The organism is Amycolatopsis sp. NPDC114504, assembly GCF_055633595.1.
The window spans coordinates 1,197,500-1,220,309 of sequence record NZ_JBVKDU010000002.1 but is presented as its reverse complement, the minus strand read 5'-3'; the positions used below and the strand labels follow the sequence as shown (position 1 = coordinate 1,220,309).

The window sequence follows — 22,810 nt, the reverse complement described above, 5'->3', positions numbered from 1 at the left end:
CATGAGCGAGACCAACGACAACAGCACCGCCGGCCCCGCCGAGAGCGCAGGCCCTGGGCAGCCGCAGATTCCCGCAGGTTGCGCGACGAGCTCGGCAGTCGCCGGCCTGGCCCGCGAGGTCGAGGGCCTGCGGATGGCGATGGACGCGGTGACGCCGCTGCCGACGCAGGTGCAGAAGCTGCGCGACGAGGTCGCGCCGCTGCCGGAGCAGGTCACGAAGCTGGCCAAGGTCGTGAAGACCCTGGTCGAGCAGGCCAACACCGAGGAAGAAGGCCAGCGCACCGGGCCGCTGTCATGGCTGGACCTGGCCGACCACGCCGACGCCGAGCGTGACCCGGTCGAGCTGGCGCAGGAAGTGCTGTCGGACCTGTCGTTCTGGCTGGTGCGGGTGTTCCTGCGCTACCACGACGCCGCCCTGCCGGAGTGCTGGTGGTGGCACGCGGACGTCGTCGAGGAACTGCTGTGCCTGATGCGGTCGTGGCTGGCAGCCTATGTCGACAAGGACGCCACGGTGGCGCGGGCCGCGGACTGGCACGACCGCTACCGCCCCGGTGCGGTGAAGCGGATCAAGGCCGCGACCGCGAACTGCTCGCTGGAGAACCACCAGCACGACGGCGAGCTGCACCGGCCGGCGCCGACGATCCCGTCCGGTGCGGCGCTGGCATCGATCGCGGCGTGGTGGGGGAGCGCCCGCACCGATACCGCGCCCGAGCCCGACGCTGAGGTCGTCGCCGAGGCCCGCGCCGCCGAGACCGCCCGTCGCCGGGCCGGGGGTGGTCGGCGATGACCGACGACAGCGCGCTGAGCACCGACGAGGCCGCCGAGTCGGCCGACAACGACACCCGAGGGGTGGCAGCAGCAGTGACCAGCAACGAACAGCACGCACAGCAGACGCCGGCCGATGAGGACGTCGAGGTGGTGGTGATCGACCCGGCCGCAGTGATGCCCGCCGAAGAGGCGCTGCGCAACTACAGCACCGCCGAGGACGCCGTCGACCGGTTCGTCGGCACGGCCGACAACGGCTGGACCGACGACGAAGCAGCGGCCTGGGCCGCAGCGGAGGACGAGACCGGGTTGGCGGCCGACGCCATCGCGGAGTACCGCCGCCGGCGAGCCGAGGGGATGGGCGAGGAGGCGGCGCGCAGCGCCGCGGTGGTCGGCACCGCCGACCGGTACACCCCGCGGGTGAGCGCCGAGACCGCTCAGCAGATCGCCGCTGCGTTCGCGGAGCCCGCCGCGGCTGCGCACGACGGCACGGCCGGGCCGTCGGAGGCCGATCTCGCGGAGTCCTTGCCGTACCTGACGGCGGTCGGCAACTACAACCGTGCGCACGACGCGCTGTCGGTGTACGAGCGCGAGCTGGCAACCGGCGCGGAACCGGACACGGCGCGCCGTGCGGCGGTTGCGTCCCGGCCGGAACATCGTGAACTGGTCGAGCTGGCCATCGAGCGCTACGACCGCGGCCATGCCGGTGAGCAGGACATGGAGAGGGCCGCACTGGACACCGCCGAGCAGCTGCGGCAGCGGACCATCGACGCCGAATTCGGCGAGGAGGACGAGTTCGACGACACGGCCACCGGCGGCGGTACCGGCTTCGAGCTGGGCGACATCGTCCGCGATCGCCGCACGGGCGAGGTGTCCACCGTGACCGGCGAGGTGTCCACCGTGACCGGCGACGCGGCCGGCTGGGACCGGTCGGACTTCGAATCGGTCGACAACGCGCCCGGGCGCGAGGCGCCGGAGCGGGAGCCGGCGGCGGGCAGCTGGATCGCCCGCAATCTGCCGGGCCCGGCTCGAAACGCGGCCGAGGCGGACACTTCGACGTTCGATGTGGCGGCGGAACTGGCCCGGGTACAGGCCGCGGTCAACGCGCTACCGGCCGGGGTTGTCACCGACGCCGATCTCGCCGCGGTCGGGATCGACCGGGACGACTTCAACCGGGTCACCCGCGAGCAGGCCGAGCGTGTGCGCGCCGAGGAGTGGGCGCAGCTGAGAGCGGAACGGGAACGGGACGCCCGCGCGGCCGCGGCTTCGCGACCGCCCCGGCCCGGGAGCATGGCGGCCGCCGAGCGGGATCCGGCGTTGCGGGCCGTGGTCGCCGAGCACGTCGCGGAGTGCGGGAACGAGTCGGGCCGATGCGGGATGTGCAACGACTATTTCGGCGCTGACGGCGCGCGCGAGGGCCGCGTCGCGGACGTGCCGGACGAGGCGCTGGGCCGGATCGACGACGTGTTCGCCGAGCAGGACTCGCCGCCGCTGGGGACGCGAGTCGTCGAGTGCGGCCGCGCGGTGAGCGCCGCCGAGGACGCTGTGGCCCGGACCGAGAGCGTCGGTGAGGACGCGGCGCGGGCGGAGCGTTGCGCGCGCTGGAACGCCGAGGACCAGGCCGCCGAGGCCGTACACGACGACAACCTTGTACAGGAGCTGGGATGAACACCGACGGCGTCACGACGCGGCGCGAGGAAGCCCGGGCCGACCGGGCCGCGGTCGCCGAGCAGCGTCGCGAAGACGATGCGGCCCGGCGGGCGGAGGAGCGGGAGGACCGGCGGCTGGCCTTCGAGCTGCAGCAGGCCACGGCACGCGCGAAGGAGGCGGCGGGGGAGAAGAAGGCGGCCGAGCGGAAGGCGGCGCGGGCGCGGTTGGGCAAGACGGTGATCGCCGCGGGCCGGGAGCATGCGCTGGATCTGCTGTTCGTGCCGGTGATCCTGGTGCCGGCGATCCTGGCGTGGTCGGCGATGGCCGCCTACGGGCGGCAGGTGTTCGGTCCGGTCGGGGTGTTGCTGCCGCTGTTCAGCGAGGCGGCGATGTGGGCGTTCGCGTTCGCGGTGACGCTCGGCGCGCGCCGCGGCGAGCCGACCGGCGCGTTGAAGGTCGGGGTGTGGGTGTTCGCCGCGGTCGCGGCGGGCCTGAACTTCCTGCACGGCTACTCGACTGGAAACCACTGGGACACCGGCGTGGTGATGGCGGTGGTGTCCATCGGCGGGGTGGCCGTCCACCAGTTGATCACGGCGCGGCCGTCGGCGGCGCGATCGAAGGGCGCGGCGAAGACTGCCGTGTCCGGTCCGGACGTTCAGCCCGAGCCTGTCCAGCCCGACGCGAGCGACGCCCCGGCCGTTCAGCCCGAGCGCGTTCAGCAGGACCCGGTGAACGCGTCCAACGCGATCGACGGGACCGAACGTACAGCCGGACAGCCGGAATCCGTCCAGCCGCACCGCGCGGCGGAGCGCGGTGCGGCCGAGGCGAAGCCGGAGCGTCCAGCCGTCCCACCGGCGTCGCCGAAGCGGGACCGGGCGCGCGCGGCGGCCCGGCGGCACCAGGCGCAGCACGGTGACCTCCCGACCGTCGATCAGCTCATGGCGTTGGCCGAAGTTTCCCGAGGCACCGCCGGCACCGCCCTGCAAGAACTCCGCGAACAGCCCGCCCCACTGCAGCTCATCACCGAACTCAAGCCCCACCACACCAACTCATGATCGCTACCTCACTCACCACCGCAGAACCACCAAGTAAGCCACCAACTCAGTCCCAGACATCCATCAGCCACTCACCCAGCAACTACTCACCAGATCCAAGAAGAGATGCACACCTATGCATCACGATCTGTCGGGCCGGAGCGCCCTGGCGGGCGCCCGGGAAAACCACCGCCGTTGTCGATCTTGAGAACCGTCGTGTTGATCTTGAAAGGGGGTCGAAATGCTGACGCTGTCGAACGGTTACTCGGTCTCCTACCTGACCGAGGAGGTCGCGAAGGGACGGGAGAACTACTACACCGACGCGGTCGCCGCGGGGGAGCCGCCGGGCCGCTGGTACGGCGGCGGCGCCGAGAAACTCGGTCTAACCGGGCTCGTCGACGAGCAGGACATGCGCGCGGTCTACGAGCAGTTCCTCGACCCGCGCGACGACGCGTTCAGTGACCCGGCCCGCTGGGCCGAGGCGTCCACTCTCGGGCACACCGGGCGGAAGTATCCAACGGCGGACGAGCTGTACGCCGCAGCGTTGGACGCCGAACCGGGCGCGACGGCTGAACGCCGCGAGGAACTCCGGTTGGCGGCGAACAAGTCCGCGCGGCAGAACGTGGCCTTTTTGGACGCCACGTTCAGCGTCCAGAAGTCCGTGACGGTCCTGCACACCGCGTTCGAAGCGCAGCAAGTGAACGCTGAACGGACGGCTGAACGATTGTCGGACGCGCTCACCGCGGCCGCTGCGGCGGGCGCGGGTCCGGCCGAGCTAGCCGAGTTCGCCCGGCAGCGCGACGACGCCCGCGCGACCGCGGGGTCGTGGCGGGCGCACCGCGACGCGGTCGAGGACGCGATCTGGGCCGGAAACCGCGCCGCGTTGGACTACCTGTCCGAGCACGCCGGCTACAGCCGGGTCGGGCACCACGGCGGCGCCGCCGGCCGGTTCATCGACGCCCACGACCTCGTGGTCGCGTCGTTCTTCCAGCACGACTCCCGCAACCACGACCCGCAGCTGCACATCCACAACGCGATCCTCAACCGCGTCGAAGGCACCGACGAGCAGTGGCGCACCATCGACGGCCGCGCCCTCTACGCCCACCGCGGCGCCGCCGCCGCGGTGGGGGAGCGCACCACCGAAGAGCACCTCGCCCGCGCGCTCGGCGTGCGGTTCGCCGCCCGCCCGGACGGCAAGTCCCGCGAGGTCGTCGGCATCGACCAGCCGGTGATGGACCTGTTCAGCTCCCGCCGGCGCGCGATCACGAAGAAGACCACGGCGCTGGTCGCGCAGTTCGAGGCGAAGTTCGGCCGGGAGCCGAACTCGCTGGAGCTGGACCGCCTGCAGCGGCAAGCCACCTTCGCCACCCGCAAGGCCAAGTCCCACGACGGCGAAACCGTCGAGGCGCGGCTCGAGCGCTGGGACCGCGAGCTGCGCGCAGAGGTAGCCGACGGGCTCGCCGGCGTCGCCCGCGGCGTGCTCGACCTCGACCACGGCCCGCGCGAGGCGGCCACGTGGTCGCCGGGCGAGGTGCTGAAGACCGCGCTCGCGGACGTCCAGTCCACGAAAGCCGGCTGGACGGCCCCGGATCTGACCCGCGCGATCTCCGACGCGCTGCCGGATCAGCTCGGCGACCTCGACGGGCCCCAGGTCGCCCGGCTGCTGGACACCCTGACCGCCGAGGGCGTGAAGCTGGCGACCCCGCTGGCCACCGAGCGGCCGGGGGTGGCGGTGCTGCCGGACGCGTTGAAGCTGGCCAACGGCCAGTCCGCCTACGAGGCCCCGGGCCGCAAGCTGTACGCGACCCCGGAGCACGTCCACACCGAGCGGGCGCTGGCCGCGGCGACCGCCCGCGGCGGAGCGCCGGCGCTGGACGTCGCCGCGATCGACGGGTTCGTCACCACCTTGGCCGACACCGGCGTGGTGCTCGGTGCGGACCAGGCCGCCGCGGTGCGCGGCGTCCTGTCCTCGGGCGCGGCGGTCGAGTCGCTGGTCGGCCCGGCGGGCACCGGCAAGTCCTTTGTGGTCGGCGCGCTGGCCAAGGCGTGGCAGGACTCCGCCCTGTGGGACGGGCAGGACCGCCGGGTGGTGGGGCTGGCCTCCAGCCAGGTCGCCACCGACGTGCTCGCCGGCGAGGGGCTCACCGCGCGCAACATCGCCCGGTGGCTGACCGCGCAGGCCAAGCTCGCCGAGGGCTCCACCCACCCGGAGCACGAAGCGTGGCGGCTGAACCCGGGCGACCTGGTGGTGGTGGACGAGTCGGCGATGGCCAACACCGCCGACCTCGCGCAAATCCACCACCACGTCGAGCAGGCCGGGGCGAAGCTGCTGCTGACCGGCGACCACCGCCAGCTCGCCGCGGTCGGCGCGGGCGGCGGCATGGAACTGGTCGCCGACGCCGGCGCCGCCTACGAACTGACCGAGGTCCGCCGCTTCGCCGCCGACTGGGAACGCACCGCGTCGCTGCGGCTGCGCGAGGGCGACGAGTCCGTGCTCGGCGACTACCACAAGCACGGCCGGATCCTCGACGCCGGAACCCGCGAGCAGGCCGAGGCCGCCGCCGGGAAGGCGTGGCTGGCCGACACCCTCGATGGCCGGCACTCGATCCTGATCGTGGACACCAACGAGCAGGCCGCGCACCTGTGCGCCGAGCTGCGCAACGACCTCATCCGGCTCGGCAAGGTCGCCGAGACCGGGGTGCCATTGGGCAAGCAGGGCACCTGGGCCGGGACCGGCGACCTGGTGCAGGCCCGCCGCAACGGCTGGGACCTCGCCGGGTTCGAAGGAAACCGCGAGGTGCCGATCAACCGCAAGCAGTACCGCGTCCTCGACACCCGAGAGGACGGCGGCCTGATCGTCGCGCGCGTGCTGGGCCGCGAGGACGGGATCGGCGAGGTGCTGGGGGAGCGGATCACGCTGCCCGGTTCCTATGTGGACGAGCACGTGGCGCTCGGCTACGCCTCGACCGTGCACTCCGCGCAGGGCTTGACTGTGGACACCAGCCACGCTGTGGTGACCGAGGCGACCGGGCAGGAAGCCCTCTACGTCGGGCTGACCCGCGGCCGGCACGGCAACACCGCCCACGTGACCACCGTCGCGGTCCCGGCCGACGCACCCGAGGGCGCGGCACTTCAGGCGGTGCACCGGAGCCCGGCCGCGGTGCTGGCCGGGACGTTCGAGGGAACGGGCCCGCAGCGCTCGGCGCTGCAGGAGGCGACCGAGTCCGCCGCCGAGACCGACGCGATCCGCACCCCGGCGGAACTGCTGGCCGACGCGGCCGAGCTCGCGACGGCCGGCCGGACGGCGCGGTGGCTGGACGAGCTGGTGGAGGAGGGGAAGCTGACGGAGAACCAGCGGGCCCGGATCGCCGCCGAGGACGGCGGCCCGACCCTGGCGCGGCTGCTGCGCCGGGCGGAGCTGGCCGGGCACGACCCGCGTGAGGTGCTCGACGACGCGGTCACCGCCCGGAGCTTGTCCGGGGCGCGGCAGCTGACCAACGTGATCCACCACCGGATCACCGGTGCGGTGACGCTGGACCCGGTCGGCGACTCCTACACCGACTGGGTTCCGCAGGTCGCCGACCCGCAGTGGTCGACCTACCTGCGGTCGCTGGCCACCACCGCCGACCAGCGCCGCCAGCTGCTCGGCGAAACCCTCGCCGAGCAGCCGCCGCAGTGGGCGCTCGAATCTTTCGGTCCCGTGCCGGCGGCCGCCGACGCACGAGACGCCTGGGCAGCGAAAGCCGGCGCGGTCGCGGCGCACCGCGAGCTGACCGGGCACGAGGACCCGGCGGCCGCGCTCGGCCCGGCACCCAAGTCCGGGCAGGTCGAGGCCTACGCGTCGTGGCGCTCGGCGTGGCGCGCACTCGGGCGCCCCGAGTCCGGCCGCGACGAGCTGGAAATGTCCGACGGGCAACTGCTGGTGCGGATGCGCGCGTGGGAGCGGGAGAAGGCGTGGGGCCCGCAGTTCGTCGCCAACGAACTCGCCGGCACCCACCAGGCCCAGGCGACCCGCCAGCGAGACGCGGCGATGCGCCGCGCCGAGGCCGACGCCGCCACCGACGACGCGGAACGCGCGCGGCTGCTGCAGGAAGCCGCTGACGCCGACGCGCTCGCCAGCGTGCTCGCGCGACGGGCGGCGGAGCTGGAAGCCGCGGACGAGGCGAGGGCGTTGTGGTACGCCCACACCGCCGAGACCCGCGCCGCCGCCGACCGTGCCGGCGCGGAGATCTCGGCCCGCAACCTCGACACCGCACCGGCGCCGCTGGTGACGGCGGATGAGTGGCTGGCCGCCCACCACGAGCACATGGCCGCCGAGGACGACCACCGCGAGGTCACCGCCGAGCACGACCTCGCCGACACCGTCGCCGAACGCGCGGCCGACACCGCCGCGGCGGAATTGGTCGACGCGGCGGAGACCGACGTGGCCGACGTGCGGGACGTCGCCGCGGTCGAAGTCCCGGTCGCCGAGTCCGACGAGGTGCGTGTGCTCTCGGCGGAGCAGTCAGCCGGCGTGATTGAGCAGGCACAGCGGGCGCTGCGGGAAATCGCCGCGCGGCAGGCGGCCGAGGAACGCCACGTCGACGAGGAAGCGCAGGCCACAGAGATGTACCGGCGCAACACCAACGACGCCGCCGCGGCGGACGAGATGGCCGACGACGACGGCGCCGTGTCCGCGCGATGAGCAGGTCAGCCCTGGAGATGGGCGAGGACGTCCAGCGGCGGGTTGCCGCTGCGGCGCCACGCCCACTCCAGGGTGGCCACCACCGCCGGCAGCCAGCCGGGCCGCTTGGTCAGGTGATACGGCACCGGCCGCTGCCACAGCAAGGTTTCCGCGGCGAGGGTCTCGGCGTCGATCGTTTCCTCGTGGGCGAGGCCGAACCGGCGGGTGACTGGCGCGTCGGCGAGCCGGGGCGCTTGGTTGGCGCGGCGCACGGTGGCGCAGGCGAGCCAGCGGCAGGTTTGCGCCACGCCGAAGTACTCCCAGTTCGTCGGCTCGGCGTCGAGTGCCTGCTCGGCGGCGAGCCACACGCGAGCGAACTCGACCACCGGGACACGCACATTCCCGCGGGGAATGCGGTCGAAGTCGCGTCCGGTCAGCTCCATGCCCTCGATGGTGACACGGGGGACCGACAAAAGCTGCAGCCCGAACGGGCCAACCCGCCCAGGTCAGGTCACTGCTACTGAGGACCGCCCTCTGCGGGCGGAAGAAAGTCCGCGCAAGCGCGGACTGCGCCTTTGCCGCTTCGCAGCCCGGCTTAGCACGGCCCCACCTCACGATAAAGGGGTCAGAAACTTTTTGAATCCACAAAAAGCGCGTGGCTCCAAAAACTTTCTGCCTTTTCCCTTGATCGCGAGCCTCCGGGGCCGCGCATGGCGCCTATAAGGGCGACGGGGTGAAGCCGTCGCCCGCCCTACGGGCAGCGAAGAAAACCGGACCAGCAAGCAGCGCAACGCGTTCCGCACCCGGCAACTGGAAAGGCGACCGCCATGGACCTGACCGCCGCGATCAAGCTCACGACCGACTGGGCTCGCGAGGAGTACGAGAACCCGCAGTTCTCCGCGATCGAGAACGTGCTGGAGCTCCGCGAAGAGCTGGCCGACCAGGCCGGCTCCATCTGCCTCGGTACCGACGACGAGAACACCGCGTTCGAGATGGTCCTGGCCGCCCCCCGCGCCGACCTGGCCGCCGCGCTGATCGCGCTCACGGCGGAGCCGAACTCCGGCTACTGAGCCGCTTCCGGGCGGGGCCCATCTGGTCCCGCCTGGACCTTCCGCCGTCCACACCAGACAGGAGGCGCACAGGATGGTCCAGCCGAAGAAGACCCGCGAGGAGATCGCCGCCGAGGCGTGCGGGATGACGATCGAGCAGTTTCAGCGCGCGAAGGCGCAGACCGATGCGGCCCGTGGGCGAGGCCGGCGACCGGCCGGGACCGCGGGGGCCGAGACGAAACTCGCCGGCTGGGGCGTGGTCGAGGGCCAAGAGCAGCTGTTCGCGTGTGAGCCCGACGGGACCGGCGCGTGACCCGCCCGCCGCGAGTCCTCATCACGGGCTCTCGCACGTTCACCGATGCCGCCGCGATCCGGGACGCTCTCGCCGCCGTGTGGCAGCAGTTCCCAGGTGCGGTGCTGGTGTCCGGCGCGTGTGGGCGCGGTGCCGATCTGCTGGCCGAGCAGTGCTGGAGCCACTGGGACGGCGAGGTGGAGCGGTGGGAGGCCGACTGGCGCGGACCGTGCGCCACCAGCTGCCCGCCCGGGCACCGCCGCCACGGCCAGCGTGGCGCCTCGTTCTGCCCGGCCGCGGGGATGACCCGCAACGCCGCGATGGTCGCCGCCGGCGCCGACGTCTGCCTGGCGTTCATCCGGGACCGCTCGCGCGGCGCCACCCACTGCGCGACCGCCGCCCAGCGCGCCGGAATCCCCACCATCGTGCACCGCTACCACGCCGACGACGACGGCCTCACCCTCTGACCACAAAGGACTCACAACGATGACCGAGCGTTTCGATACCCGCAGCTACGAACGGGAACGGCAGCTTGATCGCGCCCGCGTGCTGGCCGAGCTGCTGACGGCGGCGAACGCCGCCGGGCTCCCGCCAATCAACTGGACCGTGTGGGCCGTGGCCGGCTCCGCCCTCTACGGGGAGGTCGAGGCAGGCCGGGGTGAGGACCTGCAGGCCGCGTTCGCGGCATGGGTCCGGTTCCTCGGGCTGCGCGTGTCCACCGACGGCGAGCGTGCCTCGGGGTACGTCCACGGCGTCGCCGTCGGTATCGCCCTGGGGGCCGCCGCCCGCGGCAACGGGAAGGCGGTCGTGTGATGAGCCGCACCGCCACGCACCGCCCGGCGACCCGCCGACGCCGGTTCCGCCACGACGACCTGGTCGCGGTCGACCTGTTCTCCGGCTTCGGTGGCCTGACCCAGGGGATCCAGAAGGCCGGGTTCACCACGATCATGGCCGCCAACCACAACGCCTACAAGGTCGAGGTCCACGAGGCCAACCACCCCGACGCCGAACACTGGATCGCCGACCTGGTCGACCCGGAATCCTCCGACTACCACTCCGCCCGGGACCTGCCCGCCGCCGACCTGCTGGTCGCCGGGGTGTCCTGCGTCAACCACTCCCAGGCCAACACCCAGAAAGCCTACGAGCAGGGCCTGTCGCTGTTCGACCTCAACGACCCCGACTTCGACGCCCGCGTCACCCGCTCCGAGCGCGACCGCGCGACGGCCAACTGCGTGCTGCACTACGCCCAGACCCACCGACCGCGGCTGATCCTCGCCGAATGCACCACCGAACTCTCCTCGTGGGGTCCGGCGCTGCCCGGCCGGCCGAAGGTCGGCGACGGATCGACCTACCGGTGGTGGCTCAAGCAGTTCCGCGACCTGAACTACAAGCACAAGGTCCTCTACCTCAACTCGATGTTTTTCGGCGTGCCGCAGTCACGCGACCGGGGCTACTGGGCGTTCTGGGACGCCACGCTGCCGGACCCGGACCTCGAACACCGGCCCGAAGCGTGGTGCGACCGGTGCTCTCGCGTCGTGGCGGGCGTGTGGACGTGGAAGACCGGGGTGCCGCCGACGGGGTCGGTCCGCTACGGCAAGCAGTACCACTACACCTGCCCGTCCTGCCGCGGCCCGGTGATCCCGCCGATGACCCCGTCGCTGGCCGCGCTCGACCTGACCAACCTGGGCACCCGCATCGGTGACCGGCCGAAGCCGCTCGCGGCGGCGACGATGGCCCGCGCCGAACGCTGCCGCCAGCGCTTCGCGGAGTTCCCCGCGGTGCTGATGCCGGCCAAGGCCGTGCACGGTACGGAGAAGCACCCGTGGCAGCCGATGGCGACCCAGACCAGCCAGCAGGAAACCGCGATCCTCTCCACCGGCGCGCTGATGGCCGCCGCGGGCAACACCTTCGAGCGGCCCGGCTCGACCTGCCGCTCCCGTGGCCTGGACCAGCCGCTGTGGGCGCAGACCGGGACCAACGGCACCGGCCTGGTCACCCCGCCGGCCGCGGTCGCCACGGGCGCGGTCCTCGCGGCGCACCGGCACAACGGCGACGGCCAGCACATCGCACGCCCGATGGACACCGTGACCTCCACCCATGAGAAGGCGGTGATGCTCGCGGTCGCCAACTACCAGGGCGCGCCGCGCAGCGCGGGCGAGCCGCTGCCGACCCAGGGCGGTTCGGAGACCCTCGGCGTGCTGTCGGCTGGGGTGGTGCCGTTCCGGCGCAACACGATCCCGACGGTGCACGCCGAGGCGATGCCGACCGTCACGTCTGACCAGATTCCTGGGTTGCTCACCGCCGCCGCGACGATCAAGAACAACGGCTCGATCGAGGAAGCCGGCTACCGGGCGCACCCGGTCAGCGACCCGCTCGGCACGGTCGTGGCCACGGCGGCGAGCCAGTCGGTGTTGTTCTCCGGCTGGTACAAGCAGAACGGCAGCAGCGCCGGCGAGACCGCGCCGCACCCGCTGACCGACCCGCTCGGCACGCTCACCGCCCGCGACACCACCGCGGTCCTGGCCGCCGAGTGGCGGGCCGCGCTCGCCGAGGTCGCGCTCGAGGACTGCTACTTCCGGATGCTCGCCGCGCACGAGATCGGCCGGGGCTGCGGGTTCGACGTCGACTTCGCCGACCACCAGGGCGAGTTCGTGGTGTGGGGCTCGGCCCGCGACCAGGTCGACGGCTTCGGCAACGCCGTGTCGCCCTCGGTCGGCACGTGGATCGGCACCCGGCTGCGCGCTGTCCTCGACACCCCGGAAGCCATCGCGTGACCCGCTTTCCCGGGGGCGGTCGACCCGGCCCCGCCCGGGACGACCGCCCCCTCTTTCGCTCTGCCAGCGACCACAAGGACACATTCCATGGACCTCAACGACACCGCCCGCGACCAGCTGCGCAGCTTCGGGATCAGCCCCGCCCAGTGGGCGCAGCAGCACTTTGGCACCGATGAGTGGCATGGCGACGCCTGTGGCTGCCCCGACGATCGCTGCACCGGTTTCCACCACGAGGAACGCGACGGCTGCCAGTGCCTGCCGGCGCTGCTGAGCTCACCGAGCGCGGCACCGGACTCAGCCGGGCAGCAGGTGCCGGCGACCGTGGCGGACGAACAGCCCGTCGACCAGCAGCCGCGACGGGCGTTCGTGACGAGCTTCGAGGGCTGGACCCCGGATCCCGATGACCTGGAGCAGTGGCCCAACAGCGTGCGGGTCGAGAGCGTCGAAGGCTACGACTCGACGTTCACCGGCGAGATCGCCGACGGCGACCTCGCGCACGCCGACTTCGGCGAGGTACGGCAGCTGGTCGAGATCGACACCAACTACAAGCCCACCCGCGACGGTGCGCACCCGGTCCGGCTGAGCCGCACCGACGCTGCCCAGGTGGCGGCGGCGCTGCTGGAGGCGATCGCCGACACGTTCACCAGCCGCCACCTGGGCAGCCTGCGCGCCGGCGAAGCCGTCGACCTGATGTTCGCGCTGGAAACCGTCGACACCTACCTGCAGCGGCTGCGCTTCGCCGCGCTCGCGGACCTAGCCGAGGAGCTCGACGGCAAGGACGACAACGCCGCCGGCGAGCCGGAACCGGCGTCGAATGAGGACGCGGCGAGCGGCGCGCGGGCGGCAACGCCGATTCCCGCCCTCGCGCAGCCGGAGGACGCCGTCGGGCCGGCCGCCGACGACGTGGTCGAGGCGGAGGAGCCGCTGACCGAGGACATGGGCGAGGTGTCCGACACGCTGGAGCAGCAGTTCGCCGACGCGCTCGGCGCGATGTTCCCGAACGAGCTGTACGAGATCGCCAGTTCCGAGGCCTACGGCGCGGTCAAGTACAAGGTGCTGCACCGCTGCCAGCGCACCGGCGAGACCCCGCGCGAGGTGCTGGACAGCGTCCGCCCGAGCGACCGGGCGTTCGTGGCCGACGCCAACGACCCGGCCGCGTTCCTGGCCTCCCGGGTCAGGGACGAGCGGTGAGCACGTCGGCCGGGTTGTGCCGGCGGTGCGGCCGGCCGATGGTGCCGCAGAACGGGCAGCCGGTGCCGCCCGGCGCGGTCCGGCACAACTCCCGCGGCCTGTGCGGCGGGTGCCGCAGCCACGTCGACCGCTACGGCGACCTCGCCGACTACCAGCGCACCACCCGCTCCCTCGACGACACCGTCATCGACTACCAGATCCTGCGCGACCGAGGTTTCGATCACGACCAGGTCGCCCGTCGGCTCGGCGTGAAGCCGGCCAGCCTGCAGCGCCAGCTCGAACGCGCCCGGGCCCGCGACCGCCACCACACCACCAGCAACGTCCGAACGACTTGTGAGGAGTACGTCCTGTGAGGATCCGCCTGGAAGGCACCGAAGCCGAGATCGCCACCGTCGCCGCGCAGCTGGCGACCGTGCTCACGGTCGAGGACGCGAGCGACTTCTACCCCAACCGGCGGCGCGGTACGAAGTACCTGCCGCCGGCCGCCGCGAACGCCCCGGCCGAGGGGCGGGTGTACCTGACCGTCACCGCGTCCGCGCCCGGGACGCCGGTGCGGGCCGAGGCCGAGCGGACTGACCAGCCGCGCCGGCTGCCGCCGGCGGGCCGGAAGGAGATCCGGTGATGCTGAGGCTGCCGCCCGCCCTGACTGCCAAACACGTGGTGGAGGAGTCCGGGAACCTGTTCGAGAGCGCGTTCGCGGTGCTGGACACGACCGGTACCTACAGGTACCTGCTGACCCGCGTGTGGTCGCCGGGCCCGTTGGTGATGTTCGTGATGCTGAACCCCTCGACCGCCGACGCGACCGCCGACGACCCGACGATGCGCCGCGTGGTGCGTTTCTCCCGTGGCTGGGGGTTCGGGGGAGTGGCGGTGGTGAATCTGTTCGCGCTGCGCGCCACCGACCCGGCCGTCCTCGAGGCCCACCCGGACCCGGTCGGGCCGGACACCGATGCGTTCCTCACCGCGACCGCCCGGCAGGCCGACCGGTGCGTCGCCGCGTGGGGCGCGCACCCCGCGGCCCGCCGCCGCGCGCCAGCCGCGGCGCAGGTGCTCGCGCGTGCCGCCACCCGGCAGTACGGACCGGGCCTGGCCTGCCTGGGGCTGACCAAGGGCGGGCAGCCGCGGCACCCCCTGTACCTGCCCGCGACGGCCACGCTGACCGGCTACGATCAGGTCGACTCGACGGCGGAGCGACGATGACCGAGACGTACAAGGGCTGCTGACAGGTGCCAGCCCATCTGCTGACGAAACCGCGCTGGCCGAGCTGGAGTTCCCCCGCAGCTGCGGGGGACGGAAGCCCGCCGCCGTTCGTGGAGGGCGACGAACTGGCGGGGCCGCAAGGACACCTTCGAGCAAGGAGTCGTAGCGCGTTTTTTATTTCGCAATACTCTCGCCTTTGAGAAGGTGTTGCGAGAAGCTCAAGTCGTCGCCTCAGGCGACCGCCGCGCCGGACGGGGCTCCGTCTCCCCGTCGCCGAGCTTTGTCGACCAACGAGTGACTGAACGCGGGGTGTTGGCGAGGTTTGTCCGCTCGCCGCGCGAGAGCTGCCGTTCATCGATCACCTGTGCGATTCAGGGAACTTTGAGCGGACAAGAGACGTTCTCCTGCAATTGCGGACGCACGTGCATATGCGTATGAACGCGAGAGATCTGCATCACACTGACCGGTGACGGGTCGCTCCGAAAAACGGAACCTACGCTACGTAGCGTTAGTCTGAATTTGTATTACTGATCGGTCGCTTTGCAGGATTCAACCCGCTGAACGCAAGCATCTATGACCCGTGTCTCACCGTTTTTGCAGGTCAAGGCGTGGCAAATGTGATTGATGCGTCACGCGGGGCGTCGGGGGACTCGTCCAGCGCCCGGGAAATCCCGTCCCGATCGTGGGGGACATGTGGCGCCATGTCGCGTGGCGCTGTGCGCGCTGTGTCGTCACCTGCCTGTAAGCTCCCTGTTCAGCGGATCACCCTAGGGGGCGATTCCGAACCCTTCCTGAGCCAGGGACAGCTTCATTGCCGCGGCGTGAACCTTCCCGAGTCACGCCAGGAAGAGGTTCGTTCCAATGAGTGACCCGCCCAGCTCTCCGGTCGACTCGCCTCAGGGCGAAGTGCCGGAGAGCGAGAGTCGCGATCGGTGCTTGACGATCCTTCGCGTTGCGCAGGGAGCCGCTACGGCTGCGGAACTCTGCGCCGAGGCCTCAAACAATGAGGCCCTGACGTGGATCGCCAGGGCCTCGCGGCTGTTGCTTGGCTTAGCTGTCGGCTGGAGGATTCGGACCCGGCGCCGGCGTCGCTAAGTGGCGACAACAACTGAATAGGGAGTCCGTCGTGGCGCACTGGCCGGTGCGTCCCGGCGGATTTTCTCATGTCTGGACTGACTACTTCGCAGTAATCGTAGCCCAGACCGCCAACCTCCCGACGAAACATCGATCAAGACCGTGTTTGTAGGTGCTGCTGGTTGGTGTCGCAATGATGCGATACTGGTCTAACGCGCGGGCGGTGACGTGCGACACAGTTACACAAGCGTGACGCAAGCGGAGAGTGCGGGTTACAGCACTCAACGTATTAATCGTCATAAGTGGTCTTGTGCTCTACAGAGTTTCTCGCTGGTACATGGACTGACAGTGACCCATTTGAGTTCGGCGGTCCATACGGGTGTCACTCGATAGTGCCTGCGGGTTCCCGAGTTCTAGTCAACGCGATATTGACATACACTGTCAATGGATCGTTGACGTTTTGGATGGGTTGATCATGAGATACACCGAAGCTGACCTGCAAGAGTTCGCTTCGCAGGCTGGCAACCTCGCGCGCCGTGTGGGCGTGCGCCGCTTCGTGATGCGGCCCGGCAAGCTGACTCAGCTCCTACACCAGATCGGCAATGCCCGAGGCCTATCGGCTGCCGAGACAGGCCCGGACGAACTGGCCGATGCCCTGCAGCTGCTCCCACTGGCCCAGTATCACCTCGAGCAGATCGAATTGCGCCTCATCGGCGAGGCTCGGGAACGGAAGATGAGCTGGGCGGAGATCGCGCAGCACCTGTCGTTGCGCAGCCGGCAGGCCGCCGAGCAACGCTTCCTGCGCTTGAGGACGGCCCATGGCACCTCGGCTCCTGGGCGGGATGTCGGCCCTGCTCGCATTCAGCGGCGTCGGCAAAACGAGTTCCTCGAACTCGTGGAAGCCAGGTATCCCATTGCCCGGCAACTGGCCAAGCTGCTGCCGAGCGCGATCGAAGAGGAGCTGTACGCCAGCGCGACCGGCCCCGTGCCGAAGAACGCCGGCGCCACATGGGACCGGCTGCCCGTGGACGAACGAGCCAACCAGCGCGACAAGCTCATGGGACGACTGGCCCCGCATCTGCGAGCGTTGCGCACCTTCGCGGCCGAGGACGAGAACGAGCCCATCAAGCTGTTCCTGGCGCTGGGGCAGTTGATCGCCAGGCTGGACCGGAACGGCTACCCCTTCGACACGCTTCCGGCCGCACTCGGTGAGGGAATCGACGCGATGCGAGAACTGATGGCCCACGTCAACGCCCGTGCCTTCACGGCGGCGCGAACGCTGCCGGGCTGAGCTTGCTTCATGCTCAAGTGGACCGTGAGCAGCGACAACTTGCGATCATCGAACATGTGTTCTACCTTCGGCTAAGCGTCGGGCAGGTAGGGGAAGTACCTGCCCGACGCCCCCGTACAAGGAGCAGGCCATGGTCACGAAGTACGAGCGCGAGCTGCAACGCGGCGACGAAGCCAAGCGGATGAGGACGCACGCCGACGAGGTGCACGCCGTCGGCTCCAGGGTGCCGTTCTGGCGGCTCGACGACACCGGCGACGAGATCGTGATCCGCGACCTCGACGGGCCGCCGCTGGTCACCTTCCACGGAATCCACGCGGCCGACATGGCCCGCTGGTTCGAGCTGGTCGGCCACCGAACCGCCGGCAGGGCACTCGCCGGGCTCATCCGCGCCTTCACCGGCAGTGCCGAGCACGTCCCTGGCCGAAAAGAGGCGCTACGGCTGCTGCAGGAGATGAAGCTCGAGCCCAAGTCGACCCGATAGCGCCGACCGTGAACACCCCCATGGACAAACCCGACCTCACCGGGGCGACCACCTACGTCGTCGCCGACCAGCCCCACGCCGCCGACCGCTGGCACGTCCTGCCCGACATGACCGTGATCTACGAACGCCGACCTGGCGAGTTCGAGGAAGCCCGCGTGCTCACCGCGAGCACGCTTCGCGACCGCCCTTCTGTGGGTGAACGTGCAGCGGCCGTCGGCCTGAATTTTGTCAAGGTACAGATGCAGGAGCAGTTGCATTCCCTAGACTGAGTTCACCGGACAGACGGGGACGCGCTGAAGCGCGACGAGGGCCGGATGGAGGGCTGCGTGGCACGTGCACCGATCGACGGCGGCACGCTGCAGTGGGCCAGAGAGCTCGGCAGGGTGACGCTTGAGGACCTTGCCAAGGCCGTCGGTGTCAAGCCGGAGCGCGTCGCGGAGTTCGAGTCGGGCGCGACCAGCCCGACCTTCCGTCAGCTCACCCTCATCGCGACCAAGCTCGACCGTCCACTGGGCTTCTTCTTCGCGCCTGCGCCCGCGAGTCCGGACGTGCCGGAGACTGCCGACTTCCGCGGTCGCGCCCACGACGAGCTCCCCGCGGATCTCGCTCGCGAGATGCGCCGCGCTGAGCAGCATAGGGACGCGATGCTGGACCTTGAGAACGGCGGCGTCGAGCGGCTCGTTCTCCGTCCTCTCACCTGGAAGGACTTGAAGGAGCGTGCCACCGACCTGCGCCGTCAGTTCGGACTCTTGGACCGCTTCGTACCGACCGAGTCTCAGCCCAACCAGGTGTTCAACTTCTGGCGCGGTCTGGTCGAGGCCCGCGGTGTCCTCGTGTTCCAGACGACGAAGATCGCGCTTGAAACGTTCCGAGGCTTGTCCATCCACCACGACGCACTTCCAATCGTGCTGATCAATGGCAGCGACAGCGCCTCCGGGCGCACATTCACCCTGTTCCACGAGCTCGCGCACCTCGCGAACCGCACCAGCGGGCTGTGCGTCCTCAGGGAGAGCGTCAACGAGGAGGCGCTGGCAAACGGGTTCGCAGCGAACTTTCTCATGCCCGAGTCCTCCGTGCGGAGCAGCCTGCCACCGATCAATGACCCGTACGAGCGTTCCAGCTACCTGGCCTCCATCTTCAAGGTCAGTCCCCTAGCCGCGGCAGTGCGCCTGCGGACCCTGGATGTCATCGACGACGAGGACCTCGCCGAGGTACGGGAGCGCAGCGACGCGGAGTGGGACCGGGTCCGTGAGGCGCGGAAAGCGTCCGACGGCTTCGTCCCTCCTTGGAGGCTCCGCTACCGCGATCTCGGCAGCTCCTACATCGGGGCCGTTGCCCGGGCGCTCGAGGATCGCCGCGTGGACATGATGGACGCCACCTATCTCCTGAACGCGCGCCTGCCGATGGTCGAGCAGCTCCTGAACGAGTACTACCGGACGGGTGGTGCGGAGTGACCTACACCCTCGACAGCAACATCCTCATCGGACTGGTGCAGAAGTATCCGCGGGATATCTTCCCAGGCATCTGGGAGAGCATCGAGGACTCTGTAAAACGGGGCGAGAGCTGCATCTGCGAGGCCGTCCACCGAGAAGTGCACCGGATCGGCGACGAGTTGTTTAAGTGGGCCAAGGAGCTTCCTGGCTTCGTCTGCTCGACGACCGACGGGGAGCTGGGGACCGTGGCAGAAATCGCGACCGTCCATCCCGGCTGGGTTCAGGGCCAGATCAACGAGGCGGACCCGTTCGTGATCGCCCACGCGAAGGCCGAGAGCTCGACAGTGGTGACCGAGGAGAACCGCAAAGGGTCCGGCACCCTCGACAAGAACCTCAAGATCCCGAACGTGGCCGACGAGCACCGCGTCGAGGTCCTCAAGTTCTTTGACTACGTCCGCCGCCAGGGCTGGTCCTTCTAGGTCGACGATCACCCGCTGACCTCCACCCGCTTGCTCCTACCGCGCGGTGAGCGGCTCAGCAACTAACTAGCCGAGACGCTGGCAGACGACCGCAGCGAAGGCGATCTTGGTCCACAATCCGGTCCACGAACTGCTGCTCGTTGGTGCCGATCATGCCCAACTCGTTGCCACTCGTGCCCAGTGGTGCCCAGGTCGCCGTCTATCCGCAGGTCAGCGCTAGAACTACGGATCAGATGTTTCGACGTTCGGGTTGAGCCTTGCGGCCTCCTATTCGCGTTCGTTCGCCTCCAATGTGTTGCATTTCAGTACTGACGGGCGACTGTTCTGGTGGTAGCGCAGCAGAGTTTTGTGAGGGGAGCTTGTGGTGGTGGGTGTCGAGGTCGTGATCGGGGCTTTGATCGCTTGGGCCGCGGGTAAGGCGCGCCGGGCTGGCAAGACACTGGACGGCGTGGCTGACGAGGTTGTCGACGTCGGCGCAGCGACGATACGGGCGAAGATCCTGAGCTTGGTGCTGGGCAAGCTGGGTGATGATTCGGCGGTGCGGAAGCTGGAGGCCGAGGTCGCCGAGACCGGTGAGATATCGGACCTGACAAGGAGTCGCGTCGATCTGGCGGTCAGGGCCGCGGAGCAGGACGATGACCGGTTCGGTGCGGCGCTGAAAGCAGCGCTGGCTGAGGCTCAGCTGCATGGCACGGCGATGGCGACGCAGGGCGGCACGGTCATTACGGGCACGGCAACGTCGACCGGTTCGGGCGATGCGTTCGGTGCTGTGGGGAACGTGACAAAGGTGCAGGCCCCGGACCCTCATCAGCCGGGCCGGGCCTAGAGCGACCCGTCCCGGCGGATCTACCGTCCGCTCCCAGTCCTGGGACCATGCTCAATTCCGTTATCGCACGTGGGTATGGCGGGCCAGCCGGGACCGGGATCGGCGCGGTCGAACACCTCACCATCATCAACAAAATCGTTGAGTCTGCCCCGGCCGCTGTGGTTGAGGTCCTCCGCCGAGGCCGCGCGCCCGGGTTGTTCGTGGGTCGTGTCGGCGAGGTGGAGCAGCTGCTGAAGCTACTCGCTCCCGGCGACCACGATGGCGTCGGCGCGGTCGTGGTCTCGGCGGTGCAGGGGATGGGCGGGATCGGCAAGACTGCGCTGGCCACGCACGCAGCGCTGCTAGCCGTCGAACGAGGCTGGTTTGCCGGCGGCGTGGTGTCGGTGAATCTACGGGGGTACGACCCCGATTCCGCGCCCGTGCAACCCGGCCAGGTGTACACCTCGATGCTGCGGACCTTGGGGCTGCCAGCAGAGCAAATCCCGGGCACCGTCGACGAGCAAGCCAGCGTTTACCACCTGCTCCTCGGCCACCTAGCGGAACAAGGCCGGCGTGTACTGGTGATACTGGACAACGCCGTCGAGGCCACGCAGGTACAAGACCTGCTGCCCCGTCACCACGCCCACCGAGCGTTGATCACCACCCGTGACGTCCTCGATCTGCCAGGAGTCCGGCGGATGTCCCTCGACGTTCTCACCGAGGACGACGGAGCGGACTTGCTGACCCGGACCCTGCAGGCAACCAATCCGCAGGATCCGCGCCCTGCCGGTAAACCGAACGCGGTGCGGCAGCTGGTGGGGTCGTGCGGGTTGCTGCCTTTGGCGGTCGAGATCGCCGCCGCGATCCTCACCGACGAGCCAGCGCTCACGATCGTGGGCCTGGCAGAGCAGTTCGCCGGCACCGACACCAGACTGCCGGGCCTCGCCTACGGCGGACCTGGCGTTGCCGCCGTCATTGACTTCTCCTACCAGCGGCTTGTTGCCCGGGCGCCGGACGCAGCCCGACTGCTGCCTCTGCTCACGGTCAACCCGGGGCCGGACCTGGCCACCGACACCGCCGCCGCACTCGCCGACAGCACTCCGGCTGTGGCTGTCGTTCTGCTTAGAGCCCTGCGGGCCGCGTCGCTCATCCAGCACACGTCCGCTGGCCGATGGCAGCTGCACGACCTGATCGCCGACTATGCCCGCCAGCATCTCACACCCGACGCCGCCGGTGTCGCGACCGTTCGACTGCAGTCCCATTACGCCGCAATGGCCGACGCTGCAGACGATCATCTACGGGCGCTGCCCGGCCAACCGGTGCCGGAGCGGTTCGCCGACCGAGATGCGGCGCTGGCCTGGCTCGATGCGGAACGAGTCAATCTCATCGCCGCGGTCGCTCACTCTCGTCACACCAGTCGGCACCAACATGCATGCGACCTCGCTGCCTTCATGGGCACCTACTTAAGTTGGCGGCGACACCTCAGCGATTGGATCACCGTTGCCGAACACTCTGTCGCCTCGGCAGCCGTCCTCGACCAACCCTCCACTACGGCCCACGCACTGACTTCCCTCGGGCTCGCGTTGCGGGAGGTGCGGCGGTTCGAGGAGGCCGTCATTGCGCTTGAGCAGGCCCGGGACATCTTCCAGGAGACCGGTGACCGCCGCGGCGAGGGCTCGGCGTGGAACAACCTCGGGGTTGTGTTGGGGGAGATGCGGCGGTTTGAGGAGGCCGTCGCCGCTGATGAACAGGCCCGGGACATCTGCCAGGAAATCGGTAATCGCCACGGCGAGGGGTCGGCGTGGGACAACCTCGGGATTGCGTTGCAGGGGCTGCGGCGGTTCGAGGAGGCCGTCGCCGCGCATGAACAGGGCCTGGCGATCTGCCAGGAGACCGGTAACCGCCGCAGCGAAGGCATGGCGTGGAACAACCTCGGGATTGTGTTGCAGGGGCTGCGGCGGTTCGAGGAGGCCGTCGCCGCGCACGAGCATGACCTGGCGATCTGCCAGGAAATCGGTGATCGCCACGGCGAAGGCATGGCGTGGAGCAACCTCGGCCCTGTGTTGGGGGAGGTGCGGCGGTTCGAGGAGGCCGTCGCTGCGCTTGAGCAGGCCCGGGACATCTTCCAGGAGACCGGTGATCGCCACGGCGAAGGCGAGGCGTGGAACAAGCTCGGGGCTGTGTTGGGGGAGGTGCGGCGGTTCGAGGAGGCCGTCGCCGCGCACGAGCAGGCCCGGGACATCTTCCAGGAGACCGGTGACCGCCGCAGCGAAGGCGTGGCGTGGAACAACCTCGGGATTGTGTTGGGGGAGGTGCGGCGGTTCGAGGAGGCCGTCGCCGCGCACGAGCATGACCTGGCGATCTGCCAGGAAATCGGTGACCGCCGCGGCGAAGGCGTGGCGTGGAGCAACCTCGGCCCTGTGTTGGGGGAGGTGAGGCGGTTCGACGAGGCGAAGCTGGCCTGGAACTTGGCCATCGCGGCATTCGACGACACAGGCGACGATGGATCAGCTGATCAGATCCGACGATTACTCCAAGACGTCGAGGCGGAAGTTGATCAATGACTATCACGATGACTGCGAACACCCGTCGCGAGGATGCAGTCAAGCCAGCCATGACACAGCTTGAG

At 70.1% G+C, this 22,810-nt stretch carries 21 protein-coding genes; 20 read left to right on the top strand and 1 reads right to left on the bottom strand.

The window, feature by feature from the left end:
- Position 1 precedes the first annotated feature (1 nt).
- The 4 genes from ACZ7PG_RS17740 to mobF all read left to right on the top strand — a co-directional run bounded on the left by ACZ7PG_RS17740 (position 2) and on the right by mobF (position 8,133).
- A complete protein-coding gene (locus ACZ7PG_RS17740; protein ID WP_470240112.1) occupies positions 2-787 on the top strand; it encodes a hypothetical protein in 786 nt (261 codons plus the stop codon).
- Positions 784-2,433 (top strand): hypothetical protein, encoded by a 1,650-nt coding sequence (locus ACZ7PG_RS17735; RefSeq protein WP_470240111.1) that lies wholly within the window; start codon positions 784-786, stop codon positions 2,431-2,433. Before ACZ7PG_RS17740 ends, ACZ7PG_RS17735 begins: the two co-directional genes overlap by 4 nt.
- Complete coding sequence (locus tag ACZ7PG_RS17730; protein WP_470240110.1) at positions 2,430-3,470, top strand: hypothetical protein; 1,041 nt, start codon at positions 2,430-2,432, stop codon at positions 3,468-3,470. Before ACZ7PG_RS17735 ends, ACZ7PG_RS17730 begins: the two co-directional genes overlap by 4 nt.
- Before the next feature lie 220 nt (positions 3,471-3,690).
- Positions 3,691-8,133 carry a MobF family relaxase gene (gene mobF / locus ACZ7PG_RS17725; protein WP_470240109.1) on the top strand — a complete coding sequence of 1,481 codons (4,443 nt, stop codon included), beginning with the start codon at positions 3,691-3,693 and terminating at the stop codon, positions 8,131-8,133.
- 5 nt (positions 8,134-8,138) lie between these two features.
- On the opposite strand, the gene ACZ7PG_RS17720 is transcribed toward mobF, so the two are convergent.
- On the bottom strand, positions 8,139-8,555 hold the full coding sequence (locus ACZ7PG_RS17720) for a hypothetical protein (RefSeq protein WP_470240108.1): 417 nt from the start codon (positions 8,553-8,555) through the stop codon (positions 8,139-8,141).
- 384 nt (positions 8,556-8,939) lie between these two features.
- Here ACZ7PG_RS17720 and ACZ7PG_RS17715 point away from each other — a divergent pair, with 384 nt between their 5' ends.
- From ACZ7PG_RS17715 to ACZ7PG_RS17640, 16 genes are all read left to right on the top strand, one after another.
- The gene (locus tag ACZ7PG_RS17715) at positions 8,940-9,182 is read left to right on the top strand and encodes a hypothetical protein (RefSeq protein WP_470240107.1); all 243 of its coding nucleotides are present in this window, start codon (positions 8,940-8,942) and stop codon (positions 9,180-9,182) included.
- Positions 9,183-9,255: 73 nt separating this feature from the next.
- Positions 9,256-9,474, top strand: coding sequence for a hypothetical protein (locus tag ACZ7PG_RS17710; RefSeq protein ID WP_470240106.1), 219 nt, complete (start codon positions 9,256-9,258; stop codon positions 9,472-9,474).
- Positions 9,471-9,920, top strand: a complete 450-nt coding sequence (locus ACZ7PG_RS17705) for an SLOG family protein (RefSeq protein ID WP_470240105.1) — start codon at positions 9,471-9,473, stop codon at positions 9,918-9,920. The genes ACZ7PG_RS17710 and ACZ7PG_RS17705 overlap by 4 nt, the downstream gene beginning before the upstream one ends.
- 19 nt (positions 9,921-9,939) lie before the next feature.
- The gene (locus ACZ7PG_RS17700) at positions 9,940-10,266 is read left to right on the top strand and encodes a hypothetical protein (RefSeq protein ID WP_470240104.1); all 327 of its coding nucleotides are present in this window, start codon (positions 9,940-9,942) and stop codon (positions 10,264-10,266) included.
- On the top strand, positions 10,266-12,227 hold the full coding sequence (locus ACZ7PG_RS17695; RefSeq protein ID WP_470240103.1) for a DNA cytosine methyltransferase: 1,962 nt from the start codon (positions 10,266-10,268) through the stop codon (positions 12,225-12,227). Before ACZ7PG_RS17700 ends, ACZ7PG_RS17695 begins: the two co-directional genes overlap by 1 nt.
- Positions 12,228-12,314: 87 nt before the next feature.
- Complete coding sequence (locus ACZ7PG_RS17690; protein WP_470240102.1) at positions 12,315-13,418, top strand: hypothetical protein; 1,104 nt, start codon at positions 12,315-12,317, stop codon at positions 13,416-13,418.
- Entirely contained in the window at positions 13,415-13,771 is a 357-nt protein-coding gene (locus ACZ7PG_RS17685; RefSeq protein WP_470240101.1) for a hypothetical protein, read from the top strand. Before ACZ7PG_RS17690 ends, ACZ7PG_RS17685 begins: the two co-directional genes overlap by 4 nt.
- Positions 13,768-14,040 (top strand): hypothetical protein, encoded by a 273-nt coding sequence (locus tag ACZ7PG_RS17680; RefSeq protein ID WP_470240100.1) that lies wholly within the window; start codon positions 13,768-13,770, stop codon positions 14,038-14,040. Before ACZ7PG_RS17685 ends, ACZ7PG_RS17680 begins: the two co-directional genes overlap by 4 nt.
- Positions 14,040-14,618 carry a DUF1643 domain-containing protein gene (locus ACZ7PG_RS17675; RefSeq protein WP_470240785.1) on the top strand — a complete coding sequence of 193 codons (579 nt, stop codon included), beginning with the start codon at positions 14,040-14,042 and terminating at the stop codon, positions 14,616-14,618. Before ACZ7PG_RS17680 ends, ACZ7PG_RS17675 begins: the two co-directional genes overlap by 1 nt.
- 1,549 nt (positions 14,619-16,167) lie before the next feature.
- The gene (locus ACZ7PG_RS17670; RefSeq protein WP_470240099.1) at positions 16,168-16,983 is read left to right on the top strand and encodes a hypothetical protein; all 816 of its coding nucleotides are present in this window, start codon (positions 16,168-16,170) and stop codon (positions 16,981-16,983) included.
- 130 nt (positions 16,984-17,113) lie between these two features.
- Positions 17,114-17,464: a hypothetical protein gene (locus ACZ7PG_RS17665; RefSeq protein ID WP_470240098.1), complete on the top strand. Its 351-nt coding sequence runs from the start codon at positions 17,114-17,116 to the stop codon at positions 17,462-17,464.
- Between the two features lie 20 nt (positions 17,465-17,484).
- Positions 17,485-17,733 carry a hypothetical protein gene (locus ACZ7PG_RS17660; protein WP_470240097.1) on the top strand — a complete coding sequence of 83 codons (249 nt, stop codon included), beginning with the start codon at positions 17,485-17,487 and terminating at the stop codon, positions 17,731-17,733.
- Positions 17,734-17,790: 57 nt separating this feature from the next.
- Positions 17,791-18,918, top strand: coding sequence for a helix-turn-helix domain-containing protein (locus tag ACZ7PG_RS17655; RefSeq protein WP_470240096.1), 1,128 nt, complete (start codon positions 17,791-17,793; stop codon positions 18,916-18,918).
- Complete coding sequence (locus ACZ7PG_RS17650; protein ID WP_470240095.1) at positions 18,915-19,376, top strand: DUF4411 family protein; 462 nt, start codon at positions 18,915-18,917, stop codon at positions 19,374-19,376. The genes ACZ7PG_RS17655 and ACZ7PG_RS17650 overlap by 4 nt, the downstream gene beginning before the upstream one ends.
- A gap of 367 nt (positions 19,377-19,743) precedes the next feature.
- The gene (locus ACZ7PG_RS17645) at positions 19,744-20,202 is read left to right on the top strand and encodes a hypothetical protein (RefSeq protein ID WP_470240094.1); all 459 of its coding nucleotides are present in this window, start codon (positions 19,744-19,746) and stop codon (positions 20,200-20,202) included.
- 47 nt (positions 20,203-20,249) lie between these two features.
- Positions 20,250-22,745 carry a tetratricopeptide repeat protein gene (locus tag ACZ7PG_RS17640; RefSeq protein WP_470240093.1) on the top strand — a complete coding sequence of 832 codons (2,496 nt, stop codon included), beginning with the start codon at positions 20,250-20,252 and terminating at the stop codon, positions 22,743-22,745.
- The last annotated feature ends 65 nt before the right edge of the window (positions 22,746-22,810 follow it).

Bases quoted from the DNA above. Each gene is read 5' to 3' on its own strand.
- ACZ7PG_RS17740 (WP_470240112.1), top strand. From the start codon at position 2: ATGAGCGAGACCAACGACAACAGCACCGCCGGCCCCGCCGAGAGCGCA.
- ACZ7PG_RS17735 (WP_470240111.1), top strand. From the start codon at position 784: ATGACCGACGACAGCGCGCTGAGCACCGACGAGGCCGCCGAGTCGGCC.
- ACZ7PG_RS17730 (WP_470240110.1), top strand. From the start codon at position 2,430: ATGAACACCGACGGCGTCACGACGCGGCGCGAGGAAGCCCGGGCCGAC.
- mobF (WP_470240109.1), top strand. From the start codon at position 3,691: ATGCTGACGCTGTCGAACGGTTACTCGGTCTCCTACCTGACCGAGGAG.
- ACZ7PG_RS17720 (WP_470240108.1), bottom strand. From the start codon at position 8,555: ATGGAGCTGACCGGACGCGACTTCGACCGCATTCCCCGCGGGAATGTG.
- ACZ7PG_RS17715 (WP_470240107.1), top strand. From the start codon at position 8,940: ATGGACCTGACCGCCGCGATCAAGCTCACGACCGACTGGGCTCGCGAG.
- ACZ7PG_RS17710 (WP_470240106.1), top strand. From the start codon at position 9,256: ATGGTCCAGCCGAAGAAGACCCGCGAGGAGATCGCCGCCGAGGCGTGC.
- ACZ7PG_RS17700 (WP_470240104.1), top strand. From the start codon at position 9,940: ATGACCGAGCGTTTCGATACCCGCAGCTACGAACGGGAACGGCAGCTT.
- ACZ7PG_RS17695 (WP_470240103.1), top strand. From the start codon at position 10,266: ATGAGCCGCACCGCCACGCACCGCCCGGCGACCCGCCGACGCCGGTTC.
- ACZ7PG_RS17690 (WP_470240102.1), top strand. From the start codon at position 12,315: ATGGACCTCAACGACACCGCCCGCGACCAGCTGCGCAGCTTCGGGATC.
- ACZ7PG_RS17675 (WP_470240785.1), top strand. From the start codon at position 14,040: ATGCTGAGGCTGCCGCCCGCCCTGACTGCCAAACACGTGGTGGAGGAG.
- ACZ7PG_RS17670 (WP_470240099.1), top strand. From the start codon at position 16,168: ATGAGATACACCGAAGCTGACCTGCAAGAGTTCGCTTCGCAGGCTGGC.
- ACZ7PG_RS17665 (WP_470240098.1), top strand. From the start codon at position 17,114: ATGGTCACGAAGTACGAGCGCGAGCTGCAACGCGGCGACGAAGCCAAG.
- ACZ7PG_RS17660 (WP_470240097.1), top strand. From the start codon at position 17,485: ATGGACAAACCCGACCTCACCGGGGCGACCACCTACGTCGTCGCCGAC.
- ACZ7PG_RS17640 (WP_470240093.1), top strand. From the start codon at position 20,250: ATGCTCAATTCCGTTATCGCACGTGGGTATGGCGGGCCAGCCGGGACC.